General features: G+C 72.0%; 13 protein-coding genes. 7 read left to right on the top strand and 6 right to left on the bottom strand.

Features of this window, described 5'->3' with window-relative positions:
- The first annotated feature begins 203 nt into the window (after positions 1 to 203).
- On the top strand, positions 204 to 1613 hold the full coding sequence (locus tag HQQ79_RS12820) for an MFS transporter (protein WP_173034739.1): 1410 nt from the start codon (positions 204 to 206) through the stop codon (positions 1611 to 1613).
- A gap of 133 nt (positions 1614 to 1746) precedes the next feature.
- Complete coding sequence (locus HQQ79_RS12815; RefSeq protein ID WP_051596881.1) at positions 1747 to 2523, top strand: endonuclease/exonuclease/phosphatase family protein; 777 nt, start codon at positions 1747 to 1749, stop codon at positions 2521 to 2523.
- Between the two features lie 923 nt (positions 2524 to 3446).
- On the opposite strand, the gene HQQ79_RS12810 is transcribed toward HQQ79_RS12815, so the two are convergent.
- Genes HQQ79_RS12810 through HQQ79_RS12800 form a run of 3 tightly spaced genes read right to left on the bottom strand, consistent with a single transcriptional unit; the run spans position 3447 to position 6123 of the window.
- The gene (locus tag HQQ79_RS12810) at positions 3447 to 4121 is read right to left on the bottom strand and encodes a methionine ABC transporter permease (RefSeq protein ID WP_017888525.1); all 675 of its coding nucleotides are present in this window, start codon (positions 4119 to 4121) and stop codon (positions 3447 to 3449) included.
- Positions 4118 to 5173: a methionine ABC transporter ATP-binding protein gene (locus HQQ79_RS12805; RefSeq protein WP_173034737.1), complete on the bottom strand. Its 1056-nt coding sequence runs from the start codon at positions 5171 to 5173 to the stop codon at positions 4118 to 4120. Before HQQ79_RS12805 ends, HQQ79_RS12810 begins: the two co-directional genes overlap by 4 nt.
- Entirely contained in the window at positions 5173 to 6123 is a 951-nt protein-coding gene (locus HQQ79_RS12800) for a MetQ/NlpA family ABC transporter substrate-binding protein (protein WP_173034735.1), read from the bottom strand. The genes HQQ79_RS12805 and HQQ79_RS12800 overlap by 1 nt, the downstream gene beginning before the upstream one ends.
- A 177-nt stretch (positions 6124 to 6300) precedes the next feature.
- Here HQQ79_RS12800 and HQQ79_RS12795 point away from each other — a divergent pair, with 177 nt between their 5' ends.
- The gene (locus HQQ79_RS12795; RefSeq protein WP_173034733.1) at positions 6301 to 6810 is read left to right on the top strand and encodes a 2'-5' RNA ligase family protein; all 510 of its coding nucleotides are present in this window, start codon (positions 6301 to 6303) and stop codon (positions 6808 to 6810) included.
- Between the two features lie 116 nt (positions 6811 to 6926).
- On the opposite strand, the gene HQQ79_RS12790 is transcribed toward HQQ79_RS12795, so the two are convergent.
- The 3 genes from HQQ79_RS12790 to HQQ79_RS12780 all read right to left on the bottom strand — a co-directional run bounded on the left by HQQ79_RS12790 (position 6927) and on the right by HQQ79_RS12780 (position 10233).
- Positions 6927 to 8174 (bottom strand): D-arabinono-1,4-lactone oxidase, encoded by a 1248-nt coding sequence (locus HQQ79_RS12790; RefSeq protein WP_173034731.1) that lies wholly within the window; start codon positions 8172 to 8174, stop codon positions 6927 to 6929.
- A 129-nt stretch (positions 8175 to 8303) separates the two neighbouring features.
- Positions 8304 to 9785: an MDR family MFS transporter gene (locus tag HQQ79_RS12785; RefSeq protein ID WP_173034729.1), complete on the bottom strand. Its 1482-nt coding sequence runs from the start codon at positions 9783 to 9785 to the stop codon at positions 8304 to 8306.
- A gap of 166 nt (positions 9786 to 9951) precedes the next feature.
- Complete coding sequence (locus HQQ79_RS12780; RefSeq protein ID WP_035808828.1) at positions 9952 to 10233, bottom strand: acylphosphatase; 282 nt, start codon at positions 10231 to 10233, stop codon at positions 9952 to 9954.
- A 144-nt stretch (positions 10234 to 10377) separates the two neighbouring features.
- On the opposite strand from HQQ79_RS12780, the gene HQQ79_RS12775 reads away from it, so the two are divergent.
- Genes HQQ79_RS12775 through nadC form a run of 4 tightly spaced genes read left to right on the top strand, consistent with a single transcriptional unit; the run spans position 10378 to position 15054 of the window.
- On the top strand, positions 10378 to 11085 hold the full coding sequence (locus tag HQQ79_RS12775; RefSeq protein ID WP_035808830.1) for an NUDIX domain-containing protein: 708 nt from the start codon (positions 10378 to 10380) through the stop codon (positions 11083 to 11085).
- Between the two features lie 8 nt (positions 11086 to 11093).
- Positions 11094 to 12365, top strand: a complete 1272-nt coding sequence (gene nadA, locus HQQ79_RS12770) for a quinolinate synthase NadA (RefSeq protein WP_173034727.1) — start codon at positions 11094 to 11096, stop codon at positions 12363 to 12365.
- Between the two features lie 32 nt (positions 12366 to 12397).
- Positions 12398 to 14134 carry an FAD-binding protein gene (locus tag HQQ79_RS12765; RefSeq protein WP_173034725.1) on the top strand — a complete coding sequence of 579 codons (1737 nt, stop codon included), beginning with the start codon at positions 12398 to 12400 and terminating at the stop codon, positions 14132 to 14134.
- Positions 14131 to 15054, top strand: coding sequence for a carboxylating nicotinate-nucleotide diphosphorylase (nadC, locus tag HQQ79_RS12760; RefSeq protein ID WP_173034723.1), 924 nt, complete (start codon positions 14131 to 14133; stop codon positions 15052 to 15054). Before HQQ79_RS12765 ends, nadC begins: the two co-directional genes overlap by 4 nt.

Below are 15054 nucleotides of genomic sequence, written 5' to 3'. Positions count from 1 at the left end.
CGCGAGGTCCTCGGCGTTCGGGTGGTCGGGTCGGCACCCGGCCAGGGTAGTCGGCCCGAGCATGAGGATCGCCCGGAACCGCGCCTGGAGGCCCGTCCCGCGTCGTGCGCGCCGCGTCGCGCCCGGTGGGCGGCCGGTGCGGCGTCCGGCGGGCGGCCCGTCCGTGACGGTGCGGACGTCCGCGGGCATAGTCTCGGTGGGCGATGACGACGACGGCGACGACACCCAGACGACGGACGGGCAGCACGGCGGTCGCCGTGCTGGTGGCCGGGACCTTCTTCATGGAGCTCCTGGACGGCACGATCCTGGCGACCGCCGCCCCGGCCATGGGGCGTGACCTCGGGGTCGACTCCGCCGCGGTGGGCGTCGCGATCACCGCGTACCTCGTGACGCTCGCGGTGTTCATCCCGGTGTCCGGCTGGCTCACCGACCGGATCGGTTCCCGGACCGTCTTCGCCGGTGCCATCGCGCTGTTCACGATCGCGTCGGCCCTGTGCGCGCTGTCCACCGGGCTGGTCGAGCTGACGCTGTGGCGCATCCTGCAGGGCCTCGGTGGGGCGCTCATGGTGCCCGTCGGCCGCCTCGTCGTGCTCCGGAGCGCCGGGCGCGAACAACTCGTCACCGCCATCGCCATCCTGACCTGGCCGGCCCTCGCCGCACCGATCATCGCGCCGTTCATCGGCGGGGTCCTCGTCGAGACGCTGACGTGGCACTGGATCTTCCTCATCAACATCCCGCTCGGCGTCATCGCCTTCGTCGCCGCCCTGGTGCTCGTGCCGCAGGAGCGTGCGGCGCAGCGCGTGCCGTTCGACTGGTTCGGGTCGCTGCTCGCCTGCGTCGGGCTCGGCTCGCTCGTGGTGATGGCCTCGCTGCTCGCGCTGGAGGTCGTGCCGGTCACCGCGGTCGTCGTCTCCGGGGTCCTCGGCGCGGTGTGCTGCTGGCTCGCGATCCGGCACTTCCGCCGGGCTCCGCACCCGATCATGGGGCTCGACGCGTTCCGACTCGAGACCTTCCGGGTGTCGCACGCCGGTGGCAGCCTGTTCCGCCTGGCGGTGTCCGCGGTGCCGTTCGTGCTCCCGCTCCTGTTCCAGGACGCCTGGGGCTGGAGCGCCGTGCTCGCCGGGTCCGCCGTGCTGTGGGTGTTCGTCGGCAACCTCGGCATCAAGCCGATGACGACCCCGTTCCTCCGCTGGTTCGGCTACCGCCCGGTGATCATCGTGTCGTCGGCCGTCGCCGCGCTGACCGTGGTCGCGATGGCGTTCATGACCGAGGACACCCCGTTCTGGCTGCTCGCCGTGCTGCTCGTCGTCAGCGGTGCAGCCCGCTCCGTGGGCTTCACGGCGTACAACACCATCGCCTTCGCCGACGTCGAGCAGGCCGACATGACCCCCGCGAACACACTGTCGTCGACGCTGCAGCAGACCGCCGCGGGCTTCGGTGTCGCCGTCGCCGCCGTGGTCATCCGCGCGGCCTCCGGCCTGGGCGGCGACGGACCGTACACGGCCGCGTTCTGGGTCATCGCCGCCCTGCTCGTCGTCGCCTGCATCGAGGGCATCCTGATGAGTCGCACAGCGGGCGACACCGTCCGCCCGGTCCGCCGTGTCCGCGCCTGATCCCGCCGCTGTCCGTTTCCGTCACGGTCACACGGACGAAACCCGGCAGGCGTTACAGTCTCAGCAACCGTCCGCGGTACCCGAGTACGGTGACCGCGGCAGGGTGACCGGAACACCCGGACAGGAAGGCAGCATGGCCGCGCCAGAGCAGCAGAGCACGATCGCATCAGAGCAGACCGTGCAGCCCACGCAGCTCCGTGTCGTCAGTTACAACCTCCGCGAGCACACCGCGAACAGCGAGCTCGCCGCACTGGCCGAGGCCTCCGAAGCCGACGTCCTGTGCGTGCAGGAGTGCGACAGCAACGACCTCGCACCGTCGATCGGCGGCCTCTCGCTCGCCGCGTCGACCCGCACCAATCGACTCGGGCTCGCGATCTACAAGCGTGACGACCGCTTCGAGGTGCAGGACTTCAGCATCCACTCCCTGCAGAAGTCGTTGCACGACCGGGTCCTCGCACCCGCGCACGAGCGGCTCATCGCGATGCACCTGCGTGACACCGAGGCCGACGCCGAGGTCGTCGTCGCCTCGTTCCACGCCTCACCGCTCACCGCGACGAACTCCCTGCGCCGCAAGCAGATCGAGGCGGCGCACCAGTTCCTGCGCGAGCTGGCGAAGGACGTGCCCGCGGTCATGGTCGGTGACTTCAACTACCCGTGGTTCCAGACGAACCTGCGCCGCAAGATCGAGCAGCACGGCTTCGCCCTGTCGCTGTCCGACCAGCCGACGTACCTGCGCTACCGCAAGTTCACCGGCCACTTCGACTTCGCCACGAGCGTCGGCCTGCACATCGCCGGCGTCGAGACCCTGCCGGCCGGCATCTCCGACCACCGCCCGATCCTGGTGCGTGCCCACTACGAGCACCCCGGCGAGACCGGCGCCGTCACCACAGTCGAGGCTCCCGCCGCCTGACCCGGCGCTGCCGCTCGCCGCTCGTGTCGAGGTCGCTCGACGTGCCGAGGGTGTGGCGTCGAGTGGTCGGGATCTGTCGGTTGCGGGGTCGTCCGGCGACGGTTCGTGCGCCTTCGGCGGAGGTGAGCGGGGAGTCGTGACCGCTCGGCGGTCGATGCCGAGCGCGTCGTCGGGCGGCGGCGGCTCGTGCCGAGGTCGCTTGACGTGCCGGGTGCGTGGCGCCGAGTGGTCGGGATCTGTCGGTTGCGGGGGCGTCCGGCGACGGTTCGTGCGCCTTCGGCGGAGGTGAGCGGGGAGTCGTGACCGCTCGGCGGTCGATGCCGAGCGCGTCGTCGGGCGGCGGCGGCTCGTGCCGAGGTCGCTTGACGTGCCGGGTGCGTGGCGCCGAGTGGTCGGGATCTGTCGGTTGCGGGGGCGCCGGGCGACTGTTCGTGCCACCTCGGCGAAGGTGCGCGGGGAGTCGTGACCGCTCGGCAGTCGGTTGCCGGGCGTGTTGGCGATTCGTCGGCGGCTCGTGCCGAGGTCGCTTGACGTGCCGGTTGCGTGGCGCCGAGTGGTCGGGATCTGTCGGTTGCGGGGTCGTCCGGCGACGGTTCGTGCACCTTCGGCGGAGGTGAGCGGGGAGTCGTGACCGTTCGGCGCACGACCCTGGGCGCGTCCGTCCGAGCGGCGACGCTCGCGGCTCGTGCCGAGGTCGCTCGACGTGCCGCGGGCGTGGCGCCGAGTGGTCGGGATCTGTTGGTTGCGGGGGCGTCGGGCTACGGTTCGTGCAGCTTCGGCGGAGGTGAGCGGGGAGTCGTGACCGCTCGGCGCACGACGCTGGGCGCGTCCGTCCGAGCGGCGACGCACCGGAGGCCCGGTGCCGATCTCGTGGACCGGCACCGGGCCTCCAGGGCGGTGCGCCGGCGCCCCGCGAGCCCGCGTCAGCGACGCAGCGTCGCGCGCGCCAAGCGGTTGCCGATGAACTGGCCGAGCTGCACGATGACGACGATCGCCGCCACCGAGACGTAGACCACCCACCAGTCGTAGCGCTGCGAGCCGTAGGTGATCGCGTACTCGCCGAGTCCGCCGCCACCGATCAGCGCGCCCTGAGCCGTCATGTCGACGATGCCGATGTAGATGAACGTGTACCCGAGGATCAGGGGGCCGAGACCCTCGGGGATGAGCACCGTCAGCAGGATCGACACGGGGTGCGCACCCGAGGCCCGGGCCGCCTCGACGACGCCCGGGTCGACGGACAGCAGGTTCTGCTCGACGATCCGGGACACCGCGAAGGCCGCGGCCAACGAGATCGCGAAGGTCACCGCGGGGACACCGATCGTGGTCTGCACGACGACCCGTGACAGCGGCGCGATCGCCGCGAGGAAGATCACGAACGGGATCGGGCGGATCAGGTTCACGAACACGTTGAGCACCGTGTACGCGGTGCGGTTGCCGAGGACGTTGCCCGGCCGGGTCGCGTACAGCAGCAGGCCGAGCGCGAGGCCGATGACCCCGGCGATGACCAGCGAGATCAGCGACATCACGATGGTGTCGCGGATGGCGGCGAGGAAGACGTCGAACGTGTCGATCACGCTCTGGAACGAGTTGTTGTTCACGCGGCGGCCTCCTCGTCGGTCGTGACGCCGTCGGCGCGGAGTGCGGCGATCGCGGCGTCGATGGCACCGGACTCACCGGACCGGCCGCTGGCGTCGCTCAGCTCGTAGGTGAGCGACCCGATCCGCCGCTCCCGGATCTCGCCGACCCCGCCGTAGACGAGCTCGGCGGTGACCCCGGCGGCGCGGAACGCGGCGTCGATGCGGTTCTGCAGCCCGGCCTCGTCCGTGATCTGCACCGTGACGAGCCGACCCGGGTGGCGGTCCCGCAGGCGCCGGAGCGTCTCGGGGGAGGGCCGGTCGTGCAGCGCGGTGCGGACGAAGCGCTGTGCGGCGCCGGTCTTCGGGGTCGAGAACACGTCGTAGACGTCCCCGACCTCGACGACCCGCCCCTGCTCCATCACGGCGACCCGGTCGGCGATCTGCCGGACGGCGTCCATCTCGTGCGTGATGACGATGATGGTGACGCCGAGCTCCCGGTTGACGCGGCGGAGCAGCGCGAGCACCTCGGACGTGGTCTCCGGGTCGAGGGCGCTGGTCGCCTCGTCGGCGAGCAGCAGGTCGGGCGACGCGGCGAGGGCGCGGGCGATGCCGACGCGCTGCTTCTGGCCGCCGGACAGCTGTTCCGGGTAGGCGTGGGCGCGCTCGAGCAGGCCGACGAAGTCGAGCAGCTCGGCGACGCGACGGTTCCGCTCGGCCTTCGGCACGCCGGCGACCTTGAGCGGGTACGCGACGTTGCCGGCGATCGTGCGGGACCGGAACAGGTTGAACTGCTGGAAGATCATCCCGATGTTGCGACGCGCCAGACGGCGGTCCCGCTCGGGGATCGCCGTCAGTTCGCGGCCCGCGACGGTCACCGTGCCGGAACTCGGCAGTTCCAGCGCGTTGACCAGGCGGACCAGGGTGGACTTGCCGGCACCGGAGTACCCGATGACGCCGAGGACCTCTCCCTGGTGCACGTCCAGGGAGACGTCCTCGACGGCCACCACGGTCTCGCCGGTGTCGGCGCGGCGGTAGTGCTTCGAGACGCCGCGGAGTTCGACGAGGACCGGCACTACTGCTTGGCCGCCTTCGCGTCCTGCTCGACCTCGGCGAGCTCGTCCTGCAGCTTCGAGGCGCTCTCGTCGCGGGCGACGGCCTCGGGCAGGTCCTTCGCGAAGGCCTTCTGCACGGCGTCGTCCTGGAACAGCTCCGCCAGCTCGAGGTAGGTCTTGTTGCCCTTGTCCTCGTCGCGGACAGCGAAGACGTTCACGTACGGGGCGGCGCTCGCGCTCGAGGGGTCGTCCTGGTAGATCGCGTCCGAGATCGGCAGGCCGGCGGCGGTGGCGAAGTTGTTGTTCACGACGGCGGCGGCGACGGAGCCCTGCTGCAGCGCGTTCGCGGTCTGCGAGGCGTCGAGGGGCTGGACGTCGACCTTCTTCGTCTCGATGTCGTCCGCGGTGGAGAACGCCGAGCCGCCGTCCTTGAGCGTGATCAGGTCCGCCGCCTGCAGGATCAGGAGCGCACGGGCCTGGTTGATCGAGTCGTTCGGGATCGCGACCTTCGCGTTCGCGGGCAGCTCGGACGGCTTGTCGTACTTCGTCGCGTAGAGCGGCAGCGGGTAGACGGCGGTCGAACCGATCGGCTGCAGGTCGTCGTCGGAGGTGACGTTGTAGTCCGCCAGGTACTGGATGTGCTGGAACTGGTTGATGTCCAGCTGGCCGTCCTTGAGGGCGGGGTTCGGCAGCGAGTAGTCCGAGAAGTTCGTCAGCTTGACGGTGACGTTGAGCTTGTCCTTCGCGAGCTTCGTGTACGTGCTCCAGTAGCCGAGCGACTTGTCCGACACACCGATCGTGACGGTCTTCGGGGCGGCGTCACCGGCGGCACCGGCGTCGTTGCTCCCGGAGCGGACGGCTCCGACGATGACGGCGACGACGATCGCCACGACGACGATCGCGGCGGCGACGATCCAGCCGATCGGGCGCTTGCCCTTCGGCTTCTCGGGCAGTGCGGGGGCTGCGGACATGCTGGTGCTCCTCGTGGGCCGTGCGTGTGGGGGAGCCGCGGTGGTCCGCGGCGTGGAGACGAGTGTGACGTGCGGTCCACCCCCGGGGCGAGTTCCGTTCCGTCGTGTTACGCAGCACTCGACCCGTGCTGCCTGCGGGGGAGCACGCGCCCCGAAACGACTTGGTTGACTCGGACCGTGCGCAGCATCGAACTCGTCCTCGGTCCGGAGTCGGACGCCGCCGTGCGGTCCGCCTGGCAGGCCCTGATCGACGCCGACCTGCCGAGCCTCGGCCGGCACCCGTCGCCGTCGAACGCCCCGCACGTCACCCTGGCCGCCGGGGACACGCTGCCCGTGCCTGCGGGGTTCCGCACGTCGGTCCCGACCTCGATCCGGCTCGGCGGGCTGCTGCTCTTCCCCGCGGGTGCCGGTCGGTCGGTCCTCGTGCGCGCGGTGGTCGTCGACGCGGCACTCACGACCTTCCACGGCGAGGTGCACGCGGTCGCCCCCGGCGGCGTCGAGACGTCGGTGCCCGGGCACTGGTCGCCGCACGTCACGCTGGCCCGCCGGGTGCGTGACGAGGACCTGCCGCGCGCCGTCGCTGCGCTGCGCGCCGTGCCGCTGCCGGAGACCCTCGACGTCGGCGGCGTCCGGCACTGGGACGGCGAGACGCGGACGATCACGCCGCTCGCGTTCACGACCGACTAGCGGGGCACGCATCGGGTGCGTTCCCGCCTCTGGAACCAGGTTCCGGACACAGCACCGCGCGATCCCGTGGTGCCGTGTCCGGAACCTGGTTCCAGGGCACGGCCTGGAGGCCCGGCTCAGGTCCCGAGCACCCGCTCGCCGAACGCGGATGCGAACGTCCGCTCCGGGTCGGCCCGGGCGACGAGGTCGCGGAAATCCGCCAGCCGCGGGTACAGCCCGGCGATCGCCGCCTGGTCGAGTGAGCTCATCTTGCCCCAGTGCGGTCGGCCGTCGAAGGGCGCGAGCCGGGACTCCAGGTCGGGCAGGAGCGCGGCGACCTCGGCCGGGTGCTTCTTCCAGGTGAACGCGATGCAGAGCACGTCCTCGCCCTGGGTCGGGCTGAGCCAGAGGTCGTCCGCCGCCATCGTCCGGAGTTCGCAGACGTGCAGGTGCGGCTGGATCCGGTCGGCGAGCCCGCGGAGCGCGTCGAGGGCGGCCGCCGCGTGCCGGAGCGGGACGAAGTGCTCGCTCTGCACCTCGGACCCGTGGCTCGGGACGGACCCGATCGGGAAGTGCGGCAGGCGGTCCCACCACGGGCCGACCGAGCCGTCGCGCGCGGTGCGGCGGTCGTCGCCGGGGGTGCCGGGCAGGCGGCGTGCGCCGGCCAGCGCTTCGGGCACCGGCACGTCCTCGGCGCCGTCGGGGACGCGTGACTTCACCAGGACCTCGGTGATCGCGTCGCCGAACACCGTGTAGGCGCACACCGAGTACGCGGCGGCGTGCACCTCGGCGACGTTCGCCGTGAAGGTGTCCCAGGGGATCGCGCCGTAGACGTCCTGACGCATCCGGTAGGCAGGTTCCACGTCGAGGGTCACCCGGGTCACGATGCCGAGCAGTCCGAGGTGCAGCACGGCACCGTCGAACGCGGGGTCCGTCCGGTCGAGAGTCCGGGCGGTTCCGTCCGGACCGAGCACCTCGAACGCGCGCACCGCGGTGGCGAGCGACCCCAGTGTCGTGCCGGAGCCGTGGGTGCCCGTCGCGACCGCACCGCCGACCGAGATGTGCGGCAGGGACCCCGTGTTGTGCAGGGCGAACCCGGCACGGTCGATGTCGGCCGCGACGTCGCCGTACCGGGTGCCGGCCCCGAGCGTGACGGTGCGGTGCTCGGCGTCGACGACCAGGTCGGTGGGGATGCCGGTCAGGTCGAGCAGGGTGCCCGCGGTGTCGGCGACGTCGTTGAACGAGTGCCGGGTGCCGAGGCCGTGCACCCGATCGGCGTCGGCCACGACCTGGGCGGCCTCGTCGATCGACGACGGGCGGACGACCCGTTCGGCCGTGTACGTGACCGTGCCGGACCAGTTGAGTTCGCTCGTCGTCGACCGCATGGCGCCCACCCTGCCACGTGGGCCGGAGACAGGAGCGGGCCGGGCGCCGGCCCCGTCACGGGTTCGGCGTCCGGCCCTGCTCGTCGGTCAGTGAGCGAGGCTCGTCGGTCAGTGCGCGAGGCTCGTCGGTCAGTGCACGGGCGCGGGCGTCGGCGCGCCTTCGGGCACCTCCGGCCGGCGGACGAACACCGACGCCAGGATGCCGAACAGCGAGATGATCGCGCCGACCATGAAGGCGGTGCCGACGCCCGACGCGGTGGCCACCTGGACCCCACGGGCACCGGAGCCCTCGACGGCGGTGGCCGCACCGATCGTCAGCAGCGTGACGAACAGGGCGGTGCCCGCCGCACCGGCGAGCTGCTGCGCCGTGCCGAGCACCGCGCTGCCGTGCGAGTACAGCTTCGGGGGCAGCCCACCGAGCGCCGCGGTGAACAGCGGCGTGAAGGTCAGGGCCAGGCCGATGCTCAGCACCACGTGCGCACCGAGGACGAACCACACGCTGGTGTCGACACCGACGGTGGAGAGCGCCCAGAGCACGGCGCTGACGATGATCGATCCGGGGATGAGCAGCACGCGCGGGCCACGGCGGTCGTAGATGCGACCGACGATGGGGGAGAGCAGGCCCATCAGCAGACCACCGGGGAGCAGCAGCAGGCCGACCTGCAGGACCTCGAGGCCGAGGACGCGCTCCAGGTAGATCGGCAGCAGGATGAGCGTGCCGAACATCGCCATGAAGCTCAGGCCCATCGCGACGATCGGCACCGTGAAGCCGCGGGTGCGGAAGGTGCGCAGGTCGAGCAGGGCGCTGTCGGTGCGCTGCAGGCGCGTCTGCCGGACGATGAACACCGCGAGGGCGACGGCACCGACGACCAGGGCGGTCACCGGGACGAGCGGACCGGTCGTGCCGGCTTCGCCGATGCTGGACAGGCCGTAGACGATGCCGCCGAACGCGAAGGCGGAGAGCACCACCGAGACGACGTCGATCGGTGCCTTGCGCGGCGTCGAGACGTTCTGCACCTTGACCATGCCGAGGATGAGCGCCGCGATCGCGATGGGCAGCACGAAGCCGAACAGCCAGCGCCACGAGAACGCGTTGAGGATCAGGCCGGAGATCGTCGGGCCGATGGCCGGAGCGACCGAGATGACGATCGAGATGTTGCCCATGATGCGGCCACGGTGCGCGGGGTCGACGAGGGTCAGGACCGTCGTCATCAGCAGCGGCATCATGATCGCGGTGCCGCTGGCCTGCACGATGCGGCCGACGAGCAGGACGGTGAAGCCCGGCGCGAGCAGGGCGATCAGCGTGCCGACCGAGAACAGGCCCATCGCCCAGACGAACACCGGTCGGGTGTTGAAGCGCTGCAGCAGGAACCCGGTGATCGGGATGACGACCGCCATGGTGAGCAGGAAGCCGGTGGTCAGCCACTGGCCGGTCGCGGCGCTGATGTCCAGGTCGTCCATGAGCCGGGGCAGGGCCACGCCCATGATGGTCTCGTTGAGGATGACGACGAACGCAGAGACGAGCAGCAGCCCGATCACGAGTCGGGTCTCGGCAGCGGACGGCTGCGAGACGCTTCCCGTGCGGGGGGCGGAATCGACGGCCTGGGTCATGCGGGTGCTCCTGTGGGTCACGACGGGTGGAACGGGTGTGGCGCAGGACGCGCAGACAGGCCAACTCCCTGAGTGGATGCGATTATTCCGCTTCGCTCCGACATCCGCAGGTGAACGATCGGTGCCGAGCACGCCGAGCGCCGGCACCGCTCCCACGCACGTCCGCTCAGTGCAGGATCGCGAACCCGTCGGCGTCCCCGTGCGGCACGACCGACCGCAGGGTGACGTCGGTCACGGTCGCTGACGGCGGCCCGGTGCGCAGGCACTCGACCAACGAGTCCACAGCGACCGAGGGTCCCTCTGCCTCGACCTCCACCGTGCCGTCCCAGAGGTTCCTCGCGTAGCCGACGAGGTCGAGCCCGTCGGCCTTCCGAGCGGTCCAGTACCGGAAGCCGACCCCCTGGACCGTCCCCGACACCACGGCATGCACCCTCGTCACCGTCGTCATGTCCTCCACGCTAACCGCGGCGGCCTCCCGGGAGTTTTCGGCCCCGTGACGATCTGTTTCCGGCTCGTGACGAGCGCACCGCGTCGGCAGTGATAGTGTCATCCCAACCCGAACACTTCGAGTCAGATTGACACTATCTCCACCATGGACGAAGCAGGCATCCGCGTTGCGGTCTCCACCGTGATCGTCGCACTGCGCCCGCACCCCGATACCGGGGCCCCGGCGCTGTGGATGCCGCTCGTCCGTCGCGTCGCCGAACCGTTCGAGGGTTCCTGGGCGCTCCCCGGCGGCTGGGTCGGCGACGACGAGGGCCTCGAGGACTCCGCGGCCGCCCGACTGCGCGAGACGACGAACGTCCAGCCGCGGTACCTCGAGCAGCTGTACGCGTTCGGTGACGTCGGACGCTCCCCGAGCCGCGTGGTGTCGATCGTGTACTGGGCGCTCGTGCACCCGGACGAGGCGAACGTCGTGCCCGACGACTGGAACGTCCGGTGGTTCCTGGCCGACGAGCACCCGCCGCTCGCCTTCGACCACGACCGCATCGTCGAGTACGCCCTGTGGCGGCTGCGCAACAAGATGTCGTACTCGCGGATCGCGCAGGCGTTCCTCGGCGACCGCTTCACCCTCGCCGAACTCCGGGGCGTGTACGAGGCAGTGCTCGGCCGAGCACTCGACCCCGCGAACTTCCGTCGGCAGGTCGAGAAGACCGACGCGGTCCTGCCGACCGACGAGACCACGAGCGGGGGCCGGCACCGTCCGGCCCGGCTGTACCGCTCGAACCCCGACCTGGCCTACGCGGACAACGGCCCGCTGCAGACCGGGGCCGATCAGCACCAGCAGCGGAACCGATAGGAAACCCCGTGTCCATCGCCACGACGATCGAACTCATCTCCAACGGCAGGGCCGCAGGCAGCACCTGCACGCCCGACCTCGCGATGCCGACGTGGGACTTCGACTCCCGCCCCGGGTACGGCCCGGGGTCGTCGATGTCCGACGTCATCCCGACGAGTGCCCCGCGCCAGGGTGTCCTGCCCGACGAGTACAAGACGGCCCCGACCGACGAGCTCCACGAGCGCATCGAGCGGGCGAAGGCCACCCTCGGCGACCGGGTCGTCGTCCTCGGGCACTTCTACCAGCGCGACGAGGTCGTCCGGCACGCGGACTTCCTCGGCGACTCGTTCCAGCTCGCGAACGCCGCCCTGACGAAGCCCGACGCCGAGGCGATCGTGTTCTGCGGGGTGCACTTCATGGCCGAGACCGCCGACATCCTGGCGCGCGACGACCAGCGCGTCATCCTGCCGAACCTGGCCGCCGGCTGCTCGATGGCCGACATGGCCGACATCGACAGCGTCGAGGCCGCTTGGGCGGAGCTGACGGCGGTGTACGGCACCGAGCCCGACGCCGACGGCCGCGTCCCCGTGATCCCGGTCACCTACATGAACTCCGCCGCCGACCTCAAGGCCTTCTGCGGTCGGAACGGTGGCATCGTCTGCACCTCGTCGAACGCCGCGACGGTGCTCGAGTGGGCCTTCGAGCGCGGGCAGCGCGTCCTGTTCTTCCCCGACCAGCACCTCGGCCGCAACACCGCGAAGGCGATGGGCATCAGCACCGACCTGATGCCGATGTGGAACCCGCGGAAGCCCGGTGGGGGCAACACCGCCGCGGACCTGCTCGAGGCGAAGGTCATCCTCTGGCACGGCTTCTGCTCGGTGCACCGCCGCTTCACGGTCGACCAGATCGACCAGGCCCGCCGCGAGCACCCGGGTGTGCAGGTCATCGTGCACCCGGAGTGCCCGATGGCCGTCGTCGACGCCGCCGACCACGCCGGCAGCACCGACCTGATCCGGAAGACCGTCGCCGCGGCCACTCAGCCGACCACCTTCGCGATCGGCACCGAGATCAACATGGTGAACCGGCTCGCCGCCGAGTACCCGCAGCACACGATCTTCTGCCTCGACCCGGTCGTCTGCCCCTGCTCGACGATGTACCGGATCCACCCGGGCTACCTCGCCTGGGTGCTCGAGGCACTCGTCCGCGGCGAGGTCCTCAACGAGATCGTCGTCCCCGCCGACGTGCAGGCCGACGCCAAGGTGGCGCTCGAGCGGATGCTCGCCGCCAAGCCCCGCGGCTGAGACGCGGACCCGACCGAACGAGGGAGACCACCGTGCACGTCGTCATCGTCGGCTCCGGCATCGCCGGCCTGACCGCAGCGATCCGCGCCAGTGCCCTGCACGACGTCACCCTGGTGACGAAGGGGGCGCTCGCCGACAGCGCCACCGCGTACGCCCAGGGCGGGATCGCGGTGGCGCTCGGCGCCGACGACTCCGCGGCGCTGCACCAGGCCGACACCCACGTCGCCGCGGCGGGCAGCGCCGACGCCCGGGCCGTCGAGGTCCTGTGCACCGACGGCCCGGCCCGCGTCCGCGACCTGCTCGCCCTCGGGGTGCCCTTCGACCGGTCGTCGGACCCGGCGACCCTCGACCGGTACGGCGACGACCTCGCCCGCGGTCGTGAGGCCGCGCACGGCCGGTGGCGCGTCGTGCACGCCGACGGTGACGCGACCGGAGCCGCCATCGAACGCACCCTCATCGCGGCGCTGCACCGCCGACACGTCACGATCCTGGAGCGCACGAGCCTGACCGACCTGGTCGTCCGCGGCGGCGTGGTCGTCGGCGTCGACGTCCTCGACCTGCTCGGGGAACCCCGCCGGCTCGACGCGGACGCCGTCGTCATCGCGTCCGGGGGAGCCGGACACCTGTACCGCGAGACGACGAACCCCCTGGTCGCGACCGGTGACGGGGTCGCCGCCGCCTGGCGCGCCGGCGCCGTCCTCGCCGACCTGGAGTTCGTCCAGTTCCACCCGACGCGGCTGGCCGTCCCCGGTGGCGGCCTGGTGTCCGAAGCCGTCCGCGGTGAAGGTGCCGTCCTCCGCGACGCCGCCGGGCACCGCTTCATGGCGGACGTGCACCCGGACGCCGAGCTCGCCCCGCGTGACGTCGTCGCCCGGGGAATCGCCGCCGCGGTGCGCGACCAGGGCGGCGCGCCCGTGCTCCTCGACGCCACCGGCCTCGACGCCGGGTTCCTGGTCACGCGGTTCCCCGGACTCACCCGGGCCACCCGCGCCGCCGGGTTCGACTGGACCCGCGAAGGCGTCCCCGTCGCACCGGCCGCGCACTACTCGATGGGCGGCATCGCGACCGACGCCGAGGGCCGCACCAGCCTGCCCGGACTGCTCGCCGTCGGCGAAGCCGCCTGCACCGGGGTCCACGGTGCCAACCGGCTCGCGTCGAACTCCCTGCTCGAGGGACTCGTCTTCGCGGTCCGCGCAGCGGACGCGGTCGCCGCACCGCGACCCGGCCTGCTCCGCCTGCGCGGGGACGCCGGCCTCCTCGTGACCAGCGTGCCCCGAGCGGCCGACGCGATCCGCGCCTCTCCCCACCTGCTCGGCCGTCACGCCGCTCCGCAGGCTCCGCAGCGCGCCGGAACCGGTAGGCGTGGGCCCAGTCCGACCCTGCCTGGAGGCGCGACCCGCCTCGACGACGACGGTGCCGTCCGACAGGCGGTCCAGTCCGTCATGACGGACCGGGTCGGGCTGCTCCGTGACGCCGTCGGGCTGGCCAGCGCCCGCCGCGACCTCGACGCGCTGACGGCGCCGACCGGCGGCGGTGTGCGCGAGCACGAGGACCGTGCGCTCCTCGACCTGGCCCGACTCGTCGCGCTCGCCGCCGAGGCCCGCACCGAGTCCCGCGGGGCGCACGCCCGCACCGACCACCCGGACACCGACCCCACCGCCCCGGCCTCGTACGCCTGGGTCGCCGACCACCCCGACGCACACCCCGACGAGCACACGGACGAACGCGCCGACGGCTCCGCAACCGTCCCGCAGGAGGTACCCGCATGACCACCGACCCCGGCACCATGCCGCCGCACGCGCTCCGTCGCGTGATCGAGACCGCCCTCGAGGAGGACGCGCCCTGGGGCGACGTCACCAGCGAGACCCTGATCCCCGCGGAGGCGACCGCGACCGCGACCCTCGGTGCGCGCGAGCCGGGCGTGCTGAGCGGCGGGGCGGTGTTCGTCGCCGTGATGCACGCCGTCGACCCGTCGATCCAGGCCGTGGTCCACGTCGCCGACGGCACGCACTTCGCGGCGGGCGACGTCCTCGCGACCGTGACCGGGTCGGCGCGGGCCGTGCTGCGGGCCGAACGGGTCGCCCTCAACCTGGTCCAGCGGATGTCGGGCATCGCGACGACCACCGCGGCCCACGTCGCGGCCGCCGCGGGCACCGCTGCGCGGATCGTCGACACCCGGAAGACGACGCCGGGCCTCCGAGCACTCGAGCGGTACGCCGTCCGGTGCGGTGGCGGACACAACCACCGCACCTCGCTCTCCGACGCCGTGCTCGCCAAGGACAACCACCTGGCGGTGCTCCTGGCCGGCGGGATCGGCATCGGCGACGCGATCGCCCAGGCCCGCCAGCGGCTCGGGCACACCGTGCACGTGGAGGTCGAGGTGGACCGCATCGACCAGATCGAACCCGTCGTCGCGGCGGGGGTCGACACGATCATGCTCGACAACTTCACCCCGGACGAACTCGTGACCGGGGTCGGCATCGTCGCCGGGCGCGCGCTCGTCGAGGCCTCGGGAGGCGTGTCGCTCGACACCGTCGCGGCGATCGCGGCGACAGGCGTCGACGTCATCTCGGTCGGGGCGCTGACCCACTCGGCGCGGGCGCTCGACCTCGGGCTCGACATCGACGTCGCGGTGCCCGAGCACGTCGCGGTGCCGACGGAGCGCGTCGCGGTGCCCGTGCAGGACTAG

The sequence above is a fragment of the Curtobacterium sp. VKM Ac-2852 genome (assembly GCF_013205045.1).
Taxonomy (GTDB): Bacteria; Actinomycetota; Actinomycetes; order Actinomycetales; family Microbacteriaceae; genus Curtobacterium; species Curtobacterium flaccumfaciens.
The sequence above is the reverse complement of the archived record's forward strand: the minus strand, read 5'-3'. Positions and strand labels throughout refer to the sequence as shown.

Coding starts and splice junctions, on each gene's coding strand:
- HQQ79_RS12820 (WP_173034739.1), top strand. CDS start 204: ATGACGACGACGGCGACGACACCCAGACGACGGACGGGCAGCACGGCG.
- HQQ79_RS12815 (WP_051596881.1), top strand. CDS start 1,747: ATGGCCGCGCCAGAGCAGCAGAGCACGATCGCATCAGAGCAGACCGTG.
- HQQ79_RS12800 (WP_173034735.1), bottom strand. CDS start 6,123: ATGTCCGCAGCCCCCGCACTGCCCGAGAAGCCGAAGGGCAAGCGCCCG.
- HQQ79_RS12790 (WP_173034731.1), bottom strand. CDS start 8,174: ATGCGGTCGACGACGAGCGAACTCAACTGGTCCGGCACGGTCACGTAC.
- HQQ79_RS12785 (WP_173034729.1), bottom strand. CDS start 9,785: ATGACCCAGGCCGTCGATTCCGCCCCCCGCACGGGAAGCGTCTCGCAG.
- HQQ79_RS12780 (WP_035808828.1), bottom strand. CDS start 10,233: ATGACGACGGTGACGAGGGTGCATGCCGTGGTGTCGGGGACGGTCCAG.
- HQQ79_RS12775 (WP_035808830.1), top strand. CDS start 10,378: ATGGACGAAGCAGGCATCCGCGTTGCGGTCTCCACCGTGATCGTCGCA.
- nadC (WP_173034723.1), top strand. CDS start 14,131: ATGACCACCGACCCCGGCACCATGCCGCCGCACGCGCTCCGTCGCGTG.